17 protein-coding genes and 1 other RNA gene are annotated in these 18,170 nt (G+C 57.1%); 8 read left to right on the plus strand and 10 right to left on the minus strand.

From position 1 onward, the window contains the following. The first annotated feature begins 531 nt into the window (after positions 1 to 531). Positions 532 to 852, plus strand: a complete 321-nt coding sequence (locus CWM53_RS25605; RefSeq protein ID WP_100729507.1) for a hypothetical protein — start codon at positions 532 to 534, stop codon at positions 850 to 852. 96 nt (positions 853 to 948) lie between these two features. Here CWM53_RS25605 and CWM53_RS25610 read toward each other — a convergent pair whose 3' ends face one another. The 3 genes from CWM53_RS25610 to CWM53_RS25620 form a co-directional block, all read right to left on the minus strand. Then, entirely contained in the window at positions 949 to 1,197 is a 249-nt protein-coding gene (locus CWM53_RS25610) for a GlsB/YeaQ/YmgE family stress response membrane protein (RefSeq protein ID WP_002909014.1), read from the minus strand. A 203-nt stretch (positions 1,198 to 1,400) separates the two neighbouring features. Beyond that, a complete protein-coding gene (gene menI / locus CWM53_RS25615; RefSeq protein ID WP_023290099.1) occupies positions 1,401 to 1,811 on the minus strand; it encodes a 1,4-dihydroxy-2-naphthoyl-CoA hydrolase in 411 nt (136 codons plus the stop codon). Continuing rightward, a complete protein-coding gene (locus CWM53_RS25620) occupies positions 1,808 to 4,864 on the minus strand; it encodes an FAD-binding and (Fe-S)-binding domain-containing protein (protein ID WP_100680524.1) in 3,057 nt (1,018 codons plus the stop codon). Before CWM53_RS25620 ends, menI begins: the two co-directional genes overlap by 4 nt. Before the next feature lie 218 nt (positions 4,865 to 5,082). Here CWM53_RS25620 and ydiK point away from each other — a divergent pair, with 218 nt between their 5' ends. After that, a complete protein-coding gene (gene ydiK / locus CWM53_RS25625) occupies positions 5,083 to 6,195 on the plus strand; it encodes an AI-2E family transporter YdiK (protein WP_004203114.1) in 1,113 nt (370 codons plus the stop codon). Positions 6,196 to 6,384: 189 nt separating this feature from the next. Next, an RNA gene (rprA, locus tag CWM53_RS25630) (antisense sRNA RprA) lies at positions 6,385 to 6,492 on the plus strand. Between the two features lie 37 nt (positions 6,493 to 6,529). Here rprA and CWM53_RS30630 read toward each other — a convergent pair. After that, positions 6,530 to 7,144: a hypothetical protein gene (locus CWM53_RS30630; protein WP_133124388.1), complete on the minus strand. Its 615-nt coding sequence runs from the start codon at positions 7,142 to 7,144 to the stop codon at positions 6,530 to 6,532. Between the two features lie 403 nt (positions 7,145 to 7,547). Next, entirely contained in the window at positions 7,548 to 9,926 is a 2,379-nt protein-coding gene (ppsA, locus tag CWM53_RS25635) for a phosphoenolpyruvate synthase (RefSeq protein ID WP_008804447.1), read from the minus strand. A 75-nt stretch (positions 9,927 to 10,001) separates the two neighbouring features. On the opposite strand from ppsA, the gene CWM53_RS31410 reads away from it, so the two are divergent. From CWM53_RS31410 to hemP, 4 genes are all read left to right on the plus strand, one after another. After that, entirely contained in the window at positions 10,002 to 10,121 is a 120-nt protein-coding gene (locus CWM53_RS31410; RefSeq protein ID WP_165784109.1) for a hypothetical protein, read from the plus strand. A 144-nt stretch (positions 10,122 to 10,265) separates the two neighbouring features. Continuing rightward, the gene (locus CWM53_RS25640; RefSeq protein WP_002909061.1) at positions 10,266 to 11,099 is read left to right on the plus strand and encodes a pyruvate, water dikinase regulatory protein; all 834 of its coding nucleotides are present in this window, start codon (positions 10,266 to 10,268) and stop codon (positions 11,097 to 11,099) included. 153 nt (positions 11,100 to 11,252) lie between these two features. Further along, complete coding sequence (gene aroH, locus CWM53_RS25645; protein WP_100729508.1) at positions 11,253 to 12,299, plus strand: 3-deoxy-7-phosphoheptulonate synthase AroH; 1,047 nt, start codon at positions 11,253 to 11,255, stop codon at positions 12,297 to 12,299. A gap of 155 nt (positions 12,300 to 12,454) precedes the next feature. Then, complete coding sequence (gene hemP, locus CWM53_RS25650) at positions 12,455 to 12,634, plus strand: hemin uptake protein HemP (RefSeq protein WP_023290103.1); 180 nt, start codon at positions 12,455 to 12,457, stop codon at positions 12,632 to 12,634. 29 nt (positions 12,635 to 12,663) lie between these two features. Here the strand turns inward: hemP and selO are convergent, their stop codons facing one another. The 4 genes from selO to CWM53_RS25670 all read right to left on the minus strand — a co-directional run bounded on the left by selO (position 12,664) and on the right by CWM53_RS25670 (position 16,066). Next, positions 12,664 to 14,106: a protein adenylyltransferase SelO gene (gene selO / locus CWM53_RS25655; RefSeq protein ID WP_100729509.1), complete on the minus strand. Its 1,443-nt coding sequence runs from the start codon at positions 14,104 to 14,106 to the stop codon at positions 12,664 to 12,666. Positions 14,107 to 14,219: 113 nt separating this feature from the next. After that, positions 14,220 to 14,684, minus strand: a complete 465-nt coding sequence (locus tag CWM53_RS25660) for an NlpC/P60 family protein (RefSeq protein WP_002909082.1) — start codon at positions 14,682 to 14,684, stop codon at positions 14,220 to 14,222. An 81-nt stretch (positions 14,685 to 14,765) separates the two neighbouring features. Then, complete coding sequence (btuD, locus tag CWM53_RS25665) at positions 14,766 to 15,515, minus strand: vitamin B12 ABC transporter ATP-binding protein BtuD (RefSeq protein ID WP_100729510.1); 750 nt, start codon at positions 15,513 to 15,515, stop codon at positions 14,766 to 14,768. Then, complete coding sequence (locus CWM53_RS25670; protein ID WP_074385548.1) at positions 15,515 to 16,066, minus strand: glutathione peroxidase; 552 nt, start codon at positions 16,064 to 16,066, stop codon at positions 15,515 to 15,517. The genes btuD and CWM53_RS25670 overlap by 1 nt, the downstream gene beginning before the upstream one ends. A gap of 236 nt (positions 16,067 to 16,302) precedes the next feature. Here CWM53_RS25670 and CWM53_RS25675 point away from each other — a divergent pair, with 236 nt between their 5' ends. Continuing rightward, the gene (locus tag CWM53_RS25675; protein ID WP_061154230.1) at positions 16,303 to 17,103 is read left to right on the plus strand and encodes a MetQ/NlpA family ABC transporter substrate-binding protein; all 801 of its coding nucleotides are present in this window, start codon (positions 16,303 to 16,305) and stop codon (positions 17,101 to 17,103) included. 36 nt (positions 17,104 to 17,139) lie between these two features. Here the strand turns inward: CWM53_RS25675 and btuC are convergent, their stop codons facing one another. Beyond that, positions 17,140 to 18,126: a vitamin B12 ABC transporter permease BtuC gene (gene btuC / locus CWM53_RS25680; RefSeq protein ID WP_061154229.1), complete on the minus strand. Its 987-nt coding sequence runs from the start codon at positions 18,124 to 18,126 to the stop codon at positions 17,140 to 17,142. Between the last annotated feature and the right edge of the window lie 44 nt (positions 18,127 to 18,170).

The following is an 18,170-nucleotide window of genomic DNA, read 5'->3' on the forward strand; positions in this document are numbered from 1 at the left end:
TGGCGCGCTTCAACCGGTAAATGTTGTTGATTCGTTAATGAGTCTATTTTTGCCAGAGTCGGCGCTGGAGGGAAAGCGACTTAAATTCATTGCAACATGAGCCATCCTCATGTTGCTCCGCTGAGCGCTGGTTGCAAGGTGTGGAACCAGTCGTGGTCATGGCACTATGGTCAGGCGCGGGCAACTCAGGCAACGTCTGGCGAATAATCATTTGTCCAGTGAATGTATGCCAGGGTACAATCTTTAACCACTATAATACGTGCTTTGACGTCGCCGCCGTGCCGTACCCGTTTGCTGGAGCTTTTGTCGTAAAGAATGATTGTTGATATCAGTATTATGTCGATGTGCATGGCTGTGCTGCTGATTATGAGCGTACTGCTGAACTAAAATGCTTCCCCAATGACACAAGCTCTCATCTGACCTTCACATTCGCGAAGAAAAAAGGAGATTCAGAGGATTCGCGTCGCACGGGATTGTCCCGCCTGCCGCCGCCCTCTACTCTTTTGGTACTTGCTAATCGAGGAATACCAGATGAAAAAAGCTTTGACTGCCCTGTTCGCTATCGCCGCGGTTGCCGCCGCCAGCGCCTTTGCGGCCGATAAAACCGACGGCCCGGCGCCCGCCGTTGATAACGGAGCCCGCCCCCCGCTGGAGATGGGCCGTGGCCCCCTTCCGCCGTTCCCGCCGCAGCTTCCGCCGCACAGACCGGTGCTCTTTTCGGCCGCGGTAGCGACCGATACGCCGGCAGAAACCATTAACAAACTGACCGCGCTGATCCCGGCCAGCCCGGCGAAGCACTACGAAGTTCATGTTGAGGTGGTGCCCGTTACCGGGGATGCCGACGGGCAATAGCCCTTGCGCGGGTCGCCCGACCTGGGGCTGCAATAAAAAAAGCTGCCGCTTATCGCGGCAGCTTTGTTAACTTGAATGAAACAGAATGGCAGAGAATTAGCTACGCACTTTCCGGTAGATAAACAGCACGACCAGCGCACCGATAACCGCGACCACGAAGCTGCCGAAATTAAACCCATCGACTTTGCCAAAACCAAAGAGGGTACTGATCCAGCCGCCGACCACGGCGCCGATGATCCCCAGAATAACGGTGACAATAAACCCGCCGCCGTCTTTCCCCGGCATAATCCACTTGGCTAAAATACCGGCAATAAGTCCAAAAATGATCCAGGAAAGAATACCCATGGTTAACCGTCCTCTTGTTACCTTTAAGCATTTAGTATTGAAAAGAGTAGCATATATAACGAGAGTGGATCGGCAATAATATATTTATTAGATAATTCCTTGCCGCTGCAGGGTGGTCCTTGTGACAAAATCTCTGGTCCTGACAAACCCGTTTCCGCTTATTACCCTGAAAAAAGGGAGGCTATTCGCCTCCCGGTCACGGCTTATATTACTGCGGTGGTTAGCCGCGATGAACAGCACAATCGCGACTGTTCGTCGAAGATTTCGATTTGCCAGACCTGATGGCGAGTACCGACGTGCAGCGCTTTACAGACACCCCGCACCCGGCCCCCGCGCGCCGAACGAATGTGGTTGGCGTTAACCTCCAGCCCCACCACCTTCTGTTCGCCTTCGCTGCACAGATAACCCGCTACCGACCCCAGGGTCTCCGCCAGCACCACCGACGCCCCACCGTGCAGCAGGCCAAACGGCTGCTGCGTACGGCCATCCACCGGCATCGTGGCCTCCAGCGTATCGTCGGTAAAGGTCTCAAAGCGAATATCGAGCAGCCCCACCATATTTCCCTCACCGAGCCGGTTGAGCTGCTCCAGCGTGGCCTGACGTTTCCAAATCATCCTATTATCTCCAGTAACGCCTGCAGCGGATGGCGAACGCCGCTGCCTTCAATGCGCTTCACCTGACTGCGGCAGGAGTAGCCCGTCACCAGACAGCGGTTACGCGGCAGCCGCTGCATCGCCTGCTGCCAGGAGAGCGCGTAAATGGCCAGTGAGTTGGCATGGTTTTTCACTTCATGACCATAGGTCCCTGCCATCCCGCAACACCCGACGCTGACGTTTTCCAGCTTCGCGCCAAAGTGGGCAAAAATATCTGCCCATTGCTTTGTCGCCGCCGGCAGCGCGGTCACTTCCGTACAGTGGCCGAACAGGTACCAGGGCTCGCCTCCCTGATCGGGACGGGCGGCGGTCGTCAGCGCCTTCGGCAACCACTCATGCACTAACAGCACCTGGAAATCGCCGCGCTTATCGCCGAGTGTTTGCTTATATTCATCGCGGTAGCAGAGCACCAGCGCCGGATCGACGCCGACCAGCGGCATGCCAAGCTGCGCCACGCGATTGAGGAAGTCCGCCGTCTTCTGCGCGGTGCGCGCGAAGCGGGTGAGGAATCCTTTAATATGCTGCGCCTTGCCGTTTGGAGAGAACGGCAGCAGCACCGGCTGATAGCCTAACGCTTCGACGAGGCGAATAAAGTCGGCCACCACCTGGGCGTCGTAGTAGCTGGTGAAGGGATCCTGTACCACCAGCACCATCTTCGCTTTCTGCTCGTCGCTCAGCGTTTCGAGCTGCTCAAGCGTCATGTTGGCGGAGCGGTGGCCGGCCATCTGCTGCTTCAGCGACGGCGCCGAGAGCAGCGGCAGATCGACCATCCCAATGTGCTTCTCCGAGAGCTTTTTCAGCCACGGCTGGTTAATAAAAAAGTTAAAGGTCTTCGGCGCCTGCGCCATCAGCGGCGCATAGGATTCGACCGACGCCACCAGATGATCGCGTACCGGGCGCAGATAGCGGCTGTGGTACAGCTGCAGGAAGCGCGAACGGAACTCGGGCACATCGATTTTGATCGGGCACTGGGTCGAACAGGCTTTACAGGCCAGACAGCCGGACATCGCCTCTTTGACCTCGTGCGAGAAGTCATATTCCCCTTTACGCGCATGCCAGCTGTTCCGCGTGCGCGCCACCAGCGAACGCAGGCTGACGCCCTGCTCCGGCAGCGCCTTCTCCAGCTGGTTGGGATCGACGCCGCGGTCGGCCAGCAGGCGCAGCCATTCACGCACCAGCGTCGCGCGCCCTTTCGGCGAGTGGATGCGCTGGTTGCTGACTTTCATCGACGGACACATCGGGCTCTTGACGTCAAAGTTGAAGCACAACCCGTTGCCATTACACTCCATCGCCCCGCGCCAGCTGCTGCGCACCGCGATGGGGATCTGCCGATCCCAGGTGCCGCGCTTCACCGCATCGACTTTCATCATCGGCGCGTCGACCCCTTCCGGAGGACAGATTTTCCCTGGGTTCAGGCGGTTATCGGGATCGAAGACTGCTTTGATCTTCCGCAGCTCGGCATACAGCGTCTCGCCAAAGAAGGCCGGACTGTACTCCGCGCGGAAGCCTTTGCCATGTTCGCCCCACAGCAGGCCGCCATACTTCGCCGTCAGCGCCACCACGTCGTCAGAGATCTGCTTCATCAGCACCTCCTGCTGCGGATCGCACATGTCCAGCGCCGGACGCACGTGCAGCACCCCGGCATCAACGTGGCCAAACATGCCGTAGCTCAGGCCGTGGCTGTCGAGCAGCGCGCGGAACTCGACGATGTAATCCGCCAGATGCTCAGGCGGTACGCAGGTGTCCTCGGCGAAAGGAATAGGCTTGGCGGCGCCTTTGGCATTGCCCAACAGACCCACGGCCTTCTTGCGCATGGCGTAGATCCGCTCTACGCCATCGAGATCGTGACAGACCTGCCAGCCGATGACGCCCGCCTCACTGCCGGCCATCAGCTCATCCAGCCGCTGGCACAGGGCGGTGACCTGCTGGTCAATCAGCGTAGCGTCATCCCCGGCAAACTCGACGATATTGAGCCCGAGCATCTCTTTATCTGGCACGTCGGTGATCAGTTCGCTTACCGAGTGCCAGACGATATCCTCGCGCGCCAGATTCAGTACCTTGGAGTCGACAGTCTCCACCGACAGCGCTTTCGCCTGCACCATAAAGGGCGCGTTACGCAGCGCAGAGTCAAAGGAGTCATATTTGACGTTGACCAGGCGGCGCACCTTTGGCAGGCGGGTGATATCCAGCCGCGCTTCGGTAATAAACGCCAGCGTGCCTTCCGAACCGGTTAAAATACGGGTCAGATCGAACTCGCTCATCTCATCGTTAAAGACATGACGCAGATCGTACCCGGTGAGGAAGCGGTTAAGTTTAGGAAACTTATCAATGATCAGTTCACGCTGCGTCTTACAGCGCTGGTAGACCGTGTTATAGATCCGGCCAATCGTCGATGGGGTGTTGCCCAGCGTCTCCGCCAGCGCCACCGGCACCGCCTGGGTATCGAGGATATCGCCGCCCATCAGCACCGCTCGCAGACCGAGCACGTGATCCGACGTTTTACCGTACACCAGCGATCCCTGTCCGGACGCGTCGGTGTTTATCATCCCGCCCAGCGTGGCGCGGTTGCTGGTGGAAAGCTCAGGTGCAAAGAAGTAACCATAGGGTTTAAGAAACTGGTTCAGTTGATCTTTGATGACCCCGGCTTCAACGCGCACCCAGCCCTCTTCGGGGTTAATCTCAATGATGCGATTCATATAGCGGGACATATCGACAATAATCCCGCCGTTCAGCGCCTGACCGTTGGTGCCAGTGCCGCCGCCGCGCGGCGTGAAGACCAGCGATGTAAAGCGCGGTTCGGCGGCGACGCGCGCCAGCAAGGCCACGTCCGCCGTAGAACGCGGAAAAAGCACCGCATCCGGCAGCAGCTGATAGACGCTGTTGTCGGTGGCCATCGTCAGCCTGTCGGCATAGCTGGTGGCGGTATCGCCGGTAAAACCCTGTTGCTCCAGTACCTGCAAAAAATTCAGCACCAGCTGAACTACCCCTGGTGCCTGAGAAATTTGTGGGATCATCACACTTGACCCTGCCTGACTATGTTGTGTTTGAAAATATTGTGTTGGTGCTAACTAAACGTTTGCGTAGCGCATTCAACTTTTTATCACATTTTTTTCATATGCGCCCACGTGTTTTCTGTGCAAAATCAGCCCGGCAATATTATTGATATTATTATCAGTACATGGATTTACGCGGCGCCAGCTTTTTGGCGCGACTGGAAAGGTAAAATTTCTCTATGATAAACCCCCATCAGCCTCGGGACATTCCGCAAATACTGCTGTCGGTGCTGTTCCTGGCCCTGATTATCATATCCTGCCTGTGGGTTGTGCAGCCGTTTATTCTGTCCTTCGCCTGGGCCGGTACGGTGGTGATCGCCACCTGGCCGGTGCTGCTGCGTCTGCAGCGCGTGCTGTTTGGCAAACGGATGCTGGCGGTGCTGGCGATGACCCTGCTGCTGTTTTTGTTATTCGTTATTCCTATCGCTCTGCTGGTCAACAGCCTGGTGGATAACAGCGTCCCGCTGATCAAACTTATCAGCAGTGGAAATGTGACGCTGCCGGATTTCGCCTGGCTGAACAGCGTGCCGCTGGTCGGCGATAAGCTGTACTCCGCCTGGCACGGCCTGCTGGATATGGGCGGCTCAGCGATTATGGCCAAGGTTCGCCCGTATATTGGCACCACCACCAGCTGGTTCGTCGGTCAGGCGGCGCACATCGGCAAGCTGCTGGTCTACTGCGGTCTGATGCTGTTGTTCAGCGCGCTGCTCTACTGGCGCGGCGAGCAGGTGGCCTATGGTTTCCGCTACTTCGCTACACGCCTCGCGGCCAAACGCGGCGATGCCGCGGTGCTGCTGGCCGGCCAGGCCGTACGCGCCGTGGCGCTGGGCGTGGTGGTGACGGCCCTCACTCAGGCGGTGCTCGGCGGGATTGGTCTTGCCATCTCCGGCGTGCCCTACGCCGCCCTGCTGACCGTGGTGATGATCTTTACCTGTCTGGTCCAGCTCGGGCCTTTGCTGGTTCTGGTGCCGTCGATTATCTGGCTTTACTGGAGCGGGGACACCACCTGGGGCACCGTGCTGCTGGTGTGGAGCTGCGTGGTCGGCACCATGGACAACGTGATCCGTCCGGTGCTTATCCGTATGGGTGCCGACCTGCCGATGATCCTCATCCTCACCGGCGTCATTGGCGGACTGATCGCCTTCGGCATGATCGGGTTGTTTATCGGCCCGGTGCTGCTGGCCGTCTCCTGGCGTCTGTATGACGCCTGGGTACACGAAGTGCCGCCACCGCCGAAAGACCCTGACGTCGTCCTCGAAGAGCTCAGCGAGCTGGAGGCCGGTCGCAAGTAATGCCCTGGCAGGCGGGGAGACCCGCCTGTTTTTTTGCCCACATATTGTTAAGCAAAATTTATTGATCGCCGCCAACGCGCTGGCCCTGAGCGCCATTTCCCTCGCTTTCCTCCCCCGGTCCTTCACAACAATTTAACTATTGAGAGGAATCTGATCGACGGCAAAGGCCCCGCTGCCTACTATTAGCTCACGGTTATAAATCAACACCTTGATTTATAAGCATGGAAATCCCCTGAGTGAAACAACGAATTGCTGTGTGTAGTCTTTGCCCATCTCCCACGATGGGCTTTTTTTTGTCCTGTCAATCATTACAGTAGGAAAATGAGATGTCAGATTAACGCACTGGGTCGAGTTCGACTGCCACCGCATGACGATTGTGAATAGCAATAAACGGACCACTGATAGGCATTAGTAACCACCATGCGGCATAGTCATGAACATTCTCATCATGAGTTTGTACTTCATTGTGTTTACTGACGGCCATTTCATCCAATGTAAGCATCTTCTCAAAATGTGAAAGACATTTATTATCCACTGTACCGACTAAGTCTGCTGATACAACTTTATCGCTGGTATTATCAATTGCAGCGGAATAGGCACATACATGGGTTGTTATATTCCCACGAGTATTTCCTACAGTAAAACCACTCCCTATAGAACCTGCGTCAGTCTCACCACCCAAATACCTCTGAGACTTTCCATAAGCACTCCCAAATGAACTGCTCTGCGAATTTCCTTCAGATGATTCACCCTGGTCACTATCCCATTGATAAGTCATTGTATTACTATCAACTTTCATTGTTCTACTTGGAATACCAAGCTTAGCTATCAACTCAGCCTTTGTCATATTGATACCATTCACGGTAGAATGGTCATATTTACTCGGGATGTTATCAACGCATCCCGAGAGTAATACGGCGAGAATTGGCACATAGCAAAACTTTTTCATTTCAAAACCTTTCATATAAGATTAGTTCAGCGTACAGCGATTATTCGCAACGAAAGAAAGAATAGATTTGAGTTTAAGAAGTCGTTATTTATTTAATTCCATCTATGATTGCATGAGCTACTTAATAAATAACAAATTCTGTTCAATATAAATCCAATTCATAATTCAGCAAGCACTATACCGTCCAATCCAACGGATTCAATAGTCATACAAATAAGTCATGAAAAATACGCACGGATACCTTAGAAAAAACATCCACATGAATAATTTACGAACAAATATTCATATCTCGCATATCTACCAACGGAATCCCATACTGAATGGCATCTTCAAGAAACTAATTTGTTGTAGCGAAAAAAAATCCCCGGCATCGCTGCCGGGGATCGGTGCTGTCAGGGCGAACTTATTTTTTCAGTTCCGCCAGACCTAACCAGGTTTGCACCACGGTATCCGGGTTCAGGGACAGGCTATCAATCCCCTCCTCCATCAGCCAGGCGGCAAAATCTTCATGGTCAGATGGCCCCTGGCCGCAGATGCCGACGTATTTGCCCTGTTTTTTCGCTGCGCGGATTGCCATCGACAGCAATGCTTTCACCGCGTCGTTGCGTTCATCGAACAGTTCAGAGACCACGCCGGAGTCGCGGTCAAGACCGAGCGCCAGCTGGGTCATGTCGTTCGAGCCGATGGAAAAGCCGTCGAAGTACTCGAGGAATTGCTCCGCCAGCAAGGCGTTCGACGGGATCTCGCACATCATGATGATCTTCAGCCCGTTCTCGCCGCGCTTCAGCCCCTGACGCTCCAGCTCTTCGACCACCGCTTTCGCCTGGGCGACGGTACGCACAAACGGCACCATCACTTCGACGTTGGTCAGCCCCATGTCGTTACGCACGCGCTTCATCGCTTCACACTCCAGCGCGAAGCAATCGCGGAAGCTTTCGGAAACGTAGCGTCCGGCGCCGCGGAAGCCGAGCATCGGGTTCTCTTCTTCCGGCTCATAACGCTCGCCGCCCACCAGGTTGGCGTATTCGTTAGATTTAAAGTCCGAAAGACGCACGATCACCCGTTTCGGGTAGAAGGCGGCGCCAAGGGTAGCGATCCCTTCGGTCAGACGGCCGACGTAGAACTCTCTCGGCGAATCGTAGCCTTTCATCAGCTCGCGGATTTCGTTCTGCAGGCCCGGCTCCTGGTCGTCAAACTCCAGCAGCGCGCGTGGGTGAACGCCAATCATGCGGTTGATGATAAATTCCAGCCGCGCCAGACCCACGCCTTCGTTCGGCAGGCAGGCGAAGTCAAACGCACGATCCGGGTTGCCGACGTTCATCATCACCTTCAGCGGCAGATCCGGCATCTCGCCGACGCTGGAGCTCTTGACGCTGAAGTCCAGCAGCTCGGCGTAAACATAGCCGGTGTCGCCTTCGGCGCAGGAGACGGTCACGTTCTGGTTTTCCTGAATGCGATCGGTGGCATCGCCGCAGCCGACCACCGCCGGGATCCCCAGCTCACGGGCGATAATCGCCGCGTGGCAGGTACGTCCGCCGCGGTTGGTGACGATCGCCGAGGCTTTCTTCATGATCGGTTCCCAGTCCGGGTCGGTCATGTCGGTAACCAGCACGTCGCCTGGCTCAATGCGGTTCATCTCACTGATATCGTGGATCACCTTCACCGGGCCGGCGCCGATACGGTGGCCGATGGCGCGCCCTTCGGCGATGATCTGCCCCTGAGCGTGCAGGGTATAACGCTCCATCACCTGGCCGCGGGAACGCACAGTTTCCGGACGCGCCTGGACGATAAACAGCTTACCGGTGTGGCCATCTTTCGCCCACTCGATATCCATCGGACGGCCGTAGTGCTTCTCGATCTGCACCGCCTGCTTCGCCAGCTCTTCGACTTCCTCGTTGGTTAACGAGAAAACATCGCGCTGCGCCTGCGGCACATCTTCGATACGCACCTGCTTGCCGTGCTCCTGGGTCGGCGCGTAAACCATGCGAATCTTTTTCGACCCCATGGTGCGGCGCACGATAGCCGGGCGGCCAGCGGCCAGCGTCGGCTTGTGGACGTAGAATTCGTCCGGGTTCACCGCGCCCTGCACTACCATCTCGCCGAGGCCCCACGCCGAGGTGATAAACACCACCTGGTCGAAGCCGGACTCGGTATCGATAGAGAACATGACGCCGGAGGAGGCCAGATCGGAGCGGACCATCCTCTGCACCCCGGCGGAAAGCGCCACGCCGCGGTGATCGTAACCCTGATGCACGCGATAGGAGATCGCGCGATCGTTAAACAGTGAGGCAAACACGTGCTTCACGGCAACGAGCACGGCGTCAAAGCCCTGCACGTTGAGGAATGTCTCTTGCTGCCCGGCGAAGGAGGCGTCCGGCATATCTTCCGCAGTGGCGGAAGAGCGCACGGCAAATGAGGCCTCGGCGTCATCGGCGGACAGCAGGTCATAAGCATCGCGAATCGCGTTTTCCAGTTCGCTCTGGAAAGGGGTGTCGATGATCCACTGACGGATCTGCGCGCCCGCTTTCGCTAATGCGGAAACGTCGTCAATGTCGGTTTCATCCAGCAGTGCATAAATGCGCTGGTTAACACCGCTTTGGTCCAGGAACTGATCAAAAGCATCAGCGGTGGTGGCAAACCCGTTAGGCACGGAGACACCCATACCGGACAGGTTTGTAATCATTTCACCAAGGGAGGCATTTTTGCCCCCAACTCTGTCTACATCATTCATGCCGAGTTGGTTATACCAAAGCACCAGCGGTGACGAGCCATTGTTGGACATCGAGACAATCCTTTTGTGATTTAATACCAGTGAAAAAAATTTCACGATCGACTGCAGGATTATCCTGACATATTTATGGTGCTGAAAAAAACGGTGAATCGTTCAAGCAAATTATTTTTTCAATTTTCGGACTGTTCCCCCGATATAGTTAACTTAATGATTTTTAGGAATTATGACGAAAAACGCTGGAAATAACGGCAAAAAAAAGAAAATGAACCACCCTTTTCATAAAAAACAAAAATAGCGTTTCAATTTTAACAAGAGACAAATCAAACAGGGATATGCTTAAATTTAATATCCGTATTCAGGCAATTAAACTCATTATACCGGATGGTCAAAATGGAAAGTGCTGTAGATCGCCACGTATTTTATATTTCTGACGGTACCGCCATTACGGCAGAAGTGCTGGGGCATGCCGTGATGTCGCAATTCCCGGTCGCCATCAGCAGCGTGACTCTGCCGTTTGTCGAAAACATCAGCCGCGCGCGGGCGGTGAAGGAGCAGATCGACGCCATCTATCAGCAAACGGGCATTCGTCCGCTGGTGTTCTATTCCATCGTCATCCCGGAAATCCGCGACATTATCCTGCAAAGCGAAGGTTTTTGTCAGGACATCGTGCAGGCGCTGGTGGCCCCGCTGCAGCAGGAGCTCAACCTCGACCCGACGCCAGTGGCGCACCGTACTCATGGCCTCAACCCCGGCAACCTGATTAAATATGATGCGCGTATCGCCGCCATCGATTACACCCTCGCCCACGACGATGGCATCTCCCTGCGTAACCTCGATCAGGCCCAGGTGATCCTTCTCGGCGTGTCGCGCTGCGGCAAGACGCCCACCAGTCTGTACCTCGCCATGCAGTACGGCATTCGCGCCGCCAACTATCCGTTTATCGCCGACGATATGGACAATCTGGTGCTGCCGGCGTCGCTGAAACCCCTGCAGCATAAGATGTTCGGCCTGACCATCAACCCCGAACGGCTGGCGGCGATCCGCGAAGAGCGTCGGGAGAACAGCCGCTACGCCTCTCTGCGTCAGTGTCGGATGGAGGTGACCGAAGTGGAGGCCCTGTATCGCAAAAATAAAATCCCGTGCCTGAACAGTACCAATTATTCTGTTGAGGAAATTGCGACAAAAATCATGGACATCATGGGGTTGAATCGCAGAATGTACTAACACACTAGTACATTATTAAAAATTTGTTTATGCTATCACCCGTGGCCTATACAGGATCATGCCCTGCTCTTGCAATAAGCAGGGATTGGTTTATCGTGATGCGCATCACTTCCCGGCATTTTCGCCGCGGAAGAAACAGATTTTGAGACCCCAATGAATAAAACAGACGAATTGCGTACCGCGCGCATTGAAAGCCTGGTAACGCCCGCGGAACTGGCCCAGCGCCATCCCGTCACGGCCGACGTGGCCGCCCACGTCTCGGCCTCCCGCCGCCGAATTGAAAAAATCCTCAACGGCGAAGACCGCCGCCTGCTGGTGATTATCGGCCCCTGCTCCATTCACGATACCGACGCGGCGATGGAATATGCCCGCCGCCTGCAGGGCATGCGCGAGCGCTACCAGCCGCAGCTGGAGATCGTGATGCGCACCTATTTTGAAAAACCGCGTACCGTGGTGGGCTGGAAAGGCTTAATCTCCGATCCGGATCTCAACGGCAGCTACCGGGTCAACCACGGAATTGAGCTGGCGCGGCGCCTGCTGCTGCAGGTTAATGAGCTGGGGGTACCGACGGCCACCGAGTTTCTCGATATGGTGACCGGTCAGTTTATCGCCGATCTCATCAGCTGGGGTGCCATCGGGGCGCGCACCACCGAAAGCCAGATCCACCGTGAGATGGCCTCAGCGCTCTCCTGCCCGGTCGGGTTTAAAAACGGCACCGATGGCAATACGCGCATCGCGGTGGACGCCATCCGCGCTTCCAGCGCCAGCCATATGTTCCTCTCCCCGGACAAGCAGGGGCAGATGACGATTTACCAGACCAGCGGCAACCCGTACGGGCATATCATTATGCGCGGCGGCAAACAGCCAAACTATCACGCCGAGGATATTGCTGCCGCCGGCGAGGCGCTGCGTGAATTCGATCTGCCGGAACAGTTGGTCGTCGACTTCAGCCATGGTAACTGCCAGAAGCAGCACCGCCGTCAGCTGGAGGTGTGCGCCGATATCTGTCAGCAAATTCGCGCCGGCTCCACCGCCATCGCCGGGATTATGGCAGAGAGCTTCCTGCAGGAAGGCACCCAGAAAGTGGTTCCCGGCCAGCCGCTGACCTGGGGCCAGTCGATCACCGACCCCTGCCTGAGCTGGGATGACAGCGAAAGGTTATTGAGCGAGCTGGCCGCCGCCACCGCCACCCGTCTGTAACCGCTCCGCCCGCTGCGCCTGCGGCGGGCAATTTCCTTCGGCGACTCCCCTACCAAATCCGGTAACACGACAAATAACGCTTGCCGTCAAAAACAACATTATTGATAATGATTATCATTGTTGCTTTGATTTTTATTTTGAGAGCTATGACGCGTATGGATAACACTGCCACAGCTGAAAAACCAAAAGACAATGCCCCCTATCCCGTGGCGACGGACAGGCAGATCAGCAGTCGGGTGCTGTTAGGTAGCGAAGGACGGGTAGTCATTGAACATGGCGGCCAGCGCTATCTGCTGCGCCAGACCCATGCCGGGAAGTTAATTCTGACCAAATAAGCGCCCCGCTGAGCGCGGGGCGAGGCGAGTTAGCTCGAGCAGCTGACTTCCAGACGTTTCCCCCAGTCCGGTGGCCGGCGGACGTAGTCGTCCTCGCGATCGGTAAAGGGGTCAGCCAGCGCGGCATGCAGGCGCTCCAGCTCGCCCATATCGCCTGCCTCGGCCTGCTCTATCGCCCGCTGCGCCAGCCAGTTGCGTAACACCAGCGCCGGATTAACGCCCTGCATCCGCTGCTGGCGCTGCGCATCGTCCACCTGTTCATCACGCAGGCGCGCACGATACCCGGCAAACCAGCTGTCGAAAGCCGCCCGATCGATAAACTCGTCGCGCAGTGGCGAGGCGGCGCTGAGCTGTTCGCTGTGGCTCAGCTGGCGGAACGTTCGGGTATAGTCACTCTTCTCACGGATCATCAGGGCAAACAGCCCGTCCAGCAGGTCGTTATCCCCTTTCTGCTGGCTGAACAGGCCGAGTTTATCGCGCATCCGCTGGCCATAAGTGGTCAGCAAGGCGTGCTGATAATCATCCAGCGCCGCGTTCAGCGCTTCGGCGCTGATAAACGGCGACAGCGACTGGGCCAGACGCTGCAGATTCCACAGCCCTACCGCCGGCTGGTTTTCAAAACTGTAGCGCCCCTGGTAATCCGAGTGGTTGCAGATGAAGTCCGGCTGAAAATCGTCAAGGAAGCCATACGGGCCGTAGTCGATGGTCAGACCGAGAATTGACATATTGTCGGTATTCATCACCCCATGGGCAAAGCCCACGGTTTGCCAGCTGGCGATGGTCTGCGCGGTGCGCGTGACAACGTCACGGAACCATAACAGATACTTGTCTGCCTCATCCTGCAGCTGCGGCCAGTGGTGGCGAATGACATAGTCGGCCAATTGCTGGACCTTCTGCGGCTCACGGCGATAGTAAAAATGTTCGAAATGGCCGAAGCGGACATGGCTCTCGGCCACCCGCATCAGCATCGCGCCAGGCTCCACGCGCTCGCGGTAGATCGGGGTATCGCTGGTCACCATCGCCAGGGCGCGCGTCGTCGGGATCCCCAGCGCGTGCATCGCCTCTGACGCCAGACTTTCCCGGATCGTCGAGCGCAGTACAGCGCGCCCGTCCCCCATACGCGAATAGGGGGTCAGGCCGGCGCCTTTCAGATGCCAGTCGTAACGGCGACCATCCGCCAGTTGCTGCTCACCGAGCAGGATCCCGCGTCCGTCGCCCAACTGGCCGGCCCAGGCGCCAAACTGATGGCCGCTGTATACTTGCGCCAGCGGCGACATGCCCGGAAGCAGCGCTTCGCCGCCCCAGACACCGGCTCCATTTTCAGGCGCGAACAGGGCGTCGGGCACCCCCAACTGTTGCGCCAGCGGGGCGTTACGCCAGATGAGTCGGGCGTTATCCAGCGGCGTCGGTAACAGGGAAGTGTAAAAATCCGGCAGTTCATCCCGCCAGTGGGTGGTAAAAGAAAGGGTCATGGTTCCTCCTTCCTTCAGTGTAGTGCCTCGAACAGCGGATTAACACGGGCGGAGTGCAGGGTTATCGGCATAAAAAAGGGAAGCGCTCGCTTCCCTCTTGCTTCTGAATGACGTCAGATACGCCGCGCCTGCCAGAACTTTTTGTTCCAGTAGACGTTATCCAGCGAGGAACGGGTGACGCCCTGGCTGGTGGAGGCATGGATAAACTGGTTGTCGGTATCGTAGATGCCAACGTGCAAACCGCTCTCCCCTGAGCCGGTTTTGAAGAACACCAGATCGCCGGGCAGCAGATCGCGCTTATCGATACGGGTGCCGATTTCCGCCTGCTCGCGGGTTTCACGCGGCAGCTGGAGGGCAAATTTATCGCGAAACGTGCGCACCACGAAGCCGGAGCAGTCAACGCCGCGCGGCGTCATGCCGCCGTAGCGATACGGTGCGCCACGCCAGCTACGCAACTGCTCGTTCAGATTCGCCACCACCGTGATGGAGTCAGCCAGCCGTGGATTCGGCGGCGGTGCCCGATGGCTGCTGCAGCCGGCTAAAATTAACGCCGCCGCCAACATGAACCAGAAGCGCATTTCAGATGATCCCTCTGTCCCTAGTCTCTTTATCGCAATAATTTAGCTTGTTTATCAATACACTGACAAGGTGACTGCGTGCTACTGTGACGCGATGAGCATTATATGACCGGCCACCTCCACGCGCTGGAACGGGATCGCATAGGCAGCGGTTAAATTTTCCTCATTCAGCACCTCGGCGGTCTCTCCGCAGGCGATGGCTTCGCCCTGGCAGAGCAGCCAGCTTTGTCCGGCATGGCGCAGGGTATGGTTGAGATCGTGGCTGCTCATCACCACCGCAATCCCCGCCGCGCTCAGCTCACGTAACAGCCGATCCAGCGCCGCCTGCTGGGCCACATCCAGACTGTTCATCGGCTCATCCAGCAGCAGCAGTTGGCCCGCGGGATGACTCAAGGGATCGATCTGCAGGATCACTGCCGCCAGCCGCACGCGCTGCCACTCACCGCCCGAAAGCTGATTAACCTGACGGTCCAGCTTATTGTCCAGACCAAGCCTGGCCGCGATATCGCTCAGACGGGCGCTATCGCCCTGCTGCTGCATATGCAGCGTCAGGTAGTGCCACACCGGCATGGCGAACGGCGGGGTCTGGTGTTGACACAGATATCCGCGACGGCGCGCCAGCTCCGTCGCCGGCCACTCGTCAAGCCGCCGTCCGTTAAAATGAACCGTGCCGGGGCCGTCGGACAGCCCCGCCATGCGGGTCAGCAGCGTGCTCTTCCCTGCGCCGTTCGGCCCCACCAGGTGGACAATCTCCCCGGCGCGAAAAGCCGCAGAGAACGGGGCCAGGCGCCCCGCCGTCTCTACATCCTGTAGCTGCATCAGAAACGCCATTATTTCGCCAGCGCTCCTTTAATCGCCGCCACCAGCTGCGGATCGTCCGGCGTCATATCCGGAGAGAAGCGCTGAATGACGTTGCCCTGGCGATCGACGAGGAATTTTTCGAAATTCCACAGAATGTCGTCCACATACAGCGGCGCCCGGCCTTTGCTGGCCATCCGCTCATAAAAACCGCTGCCTTCCGGGGCCACCGCTTTCGGCGCGGCGGCAATCAGTTTTTGATACAACGGCGCGCGATGTTCACCGTTGACGTCAATTTTGCTGAACAGCGGGAAGGTGACGCCGTAGGTGGTGCTGCAGAAGGTCTTAATCTCTTCTTCACTGCCCGGCTCCTGGCCGAGGAACTGGTTGCAGGGGAACCCCAGCACGCTAAAGCCCTCGCCGGCAAACTGCTTTTGCAGATCCTCCAGTTGCTCATACTGCGGCGTCAGGCCGCATTTCGAGGCCACATTGACGATCAACAGCACCTTGCCGGCAAAGGATGCCAGGGTGGTTTTCTCGCCATCAATGGTCGTCACTTCGGTATTCAGAATGTCATGTTGCATAGCCTGTCCTCAATGGATAAACCGGTTTCCGGTGAAGGTGATCCCTATCTACTGTAGCGGATTCAGCGGCCGCCATTCTACTGCCAATCCCCCCGAGTTGTCGCATGATGTAACAGCGCTTCGCTGGCCGCCGGCAACATGAAATCCTCTCAATTGGGCAGTCGACCATTTCCGTGTACAGTATCCCGGTAATGTAATATGGTTTCGTTACTTGTTAATTTAAGAGAGTTTTATTGATGAAGAAGTTGTTTAGTCTGGCGTTAATCGCCACCTCTGTCGCTCTGCTGAGCGCTTGCTCTCCGGATGAAGATAATAAAGTGAAAGTCGCTATTAATACCGGGCCGGACGAAGCCATCTGGAAAGTGGTGGAGCAGGTGGCGAAGGATAAATATCATCTTGACGTCGAAGTAGTCTCCTTCAATGATTATGTGCTGCCCAACGAAGCGCTGAACAACAAAGATGTGGATGCCAACGCCTTCCAGACCCTGCCGTACCTTGAGGCGCAGTCGAAAGAGCGCGGCTATAAATTTGCGGTGGTCGGTAAAACCTTTGTCTTCCCTATCGCCGCCTATTCTCACCGGATCAAAAACATCAGCGAACTGCCCGATGGGGCGACGGTGACCATTTCTAATGAAACCACTACCCTGGGCCGCAGCCTGCTGCTGCTCCAGGCGCAGGGGTTACTCAAGCTGAAACCGGGCGTCGGCTATTTACCCACCACGCTGGATATCATCGACAACCCGAAACAGCTGAAAATTGTTGAAGTGGATACCCCGCAGCTGACCCGTACCCTTGATGATCCGAACGTCAGCCTGTCAATTATTAACACCAACTTCTCCGCTCAGGCGGGCCTGTCGGCCGCCCGCGACGGTCTGTTTATGGAGGGGCCGGATTCCCCTTACGTGAATGCGATTGTCGCCCGCGAGGACAATAAGGACAGCAAGAAAATTCAGGAGCTGAAGGCCGCCTTCCAGACCAGCGAAGTCGCGGAAAAAGCGAAGGAAGTCTACAAAGGCGACGCGATTAAAGGCTGGTAAGCCTGAACCGGCGCCGTCCCTGCCGACGGCGCCGCGCTATCCTCGCACCCGCGAACGCAGCAGCAACCAGATAAATACAGGCGCGCCCAGCGTCGCCGTCACCACGCCAATCGGCAGCTCTGCGGCGGAAAGCGCCAGTCGGGCAATGATATCCGCCCCCAGCAAGGCGCTCGCCCCCGCCAGCATACAGGCCGGGAGCAACACCCGGTGATCGCTTAAGCCGCATAATCGCAGAATGTGCGGGATCACCAGGCCGATAAAGCCAATTGCCCCCGCCAGCGCCACGCTAACGCCAACCAACCATCCGGTCGCCACCACCAGCAGCTTGCGCCATAGCCACAGCGGCAGCCCGAGCTGACGAGCGGAGACCTCGCCCAGCGCCAGTAAATTCAGGGGTTGCGACTGCAGACAGACCCAGCAGAGCACCGGCAGGAGGGCTATCATCAGCCACAACTGCTGCCAGTCGACGCCGCCAAACCCGCCCATCATCCAGTACATCAGCTGACGCAGGTCAAAAGAGGTGGAGAAGTAGACCGCCCAGGTCATCAGGGCGCTGCAGATGATCCCCAGCGCCACCCCCGCCAGCAGCAGACGACTGGTAGACAGATGGCGGCGGGCAAAACGTAGCAGAATAAAGGTGATCAGCAGCGCGCCGAGGATCGCGCACAGGCCGAGCGCCCAGCCGGGCAAGACCCCTTTCCCCAGCAGGACGGCGGCAATCAGCCCAACGCCCGCCCCGTTGGAGACGCCCAGCAGACCCGGCTCCGCCAGCGGATTTTCAAACAGTGCCTGCATAATCGCCCCGGAGAGCGCCAGCGCCGCCCCCACCAGCAGCACCGCCAGGGTTCGCGGCAGGCGGATCTGCCAGATGAACAACTGGCCTTTCGCGCTCAGCCATTCTCCAGGCGGGATCCATTGATCGCCCGCGCACAGGCTGATCAGTAGCGTGACCAGGAGCAACAGCGTTAATCCAAAGAGCCAACGCCGGCTGCGGCGCTGTTGAAGATGGGCGAGAGTCAGCATAGATTCCATTACGCAGTGGGAACAAGAGACTGATTTTACGGTGG

It is taken from the genome of Klebsiella sp. A-Nf5, assembly GCF_002810545.1.
In the GTDB taxonomy this organism is placed as follows: Bacteria; Pseudomonadota; Gammaproteobacteria; order Enterobacterales; family Enterobacteriaceae; genus Klebsiella; species Klebsiella variicola.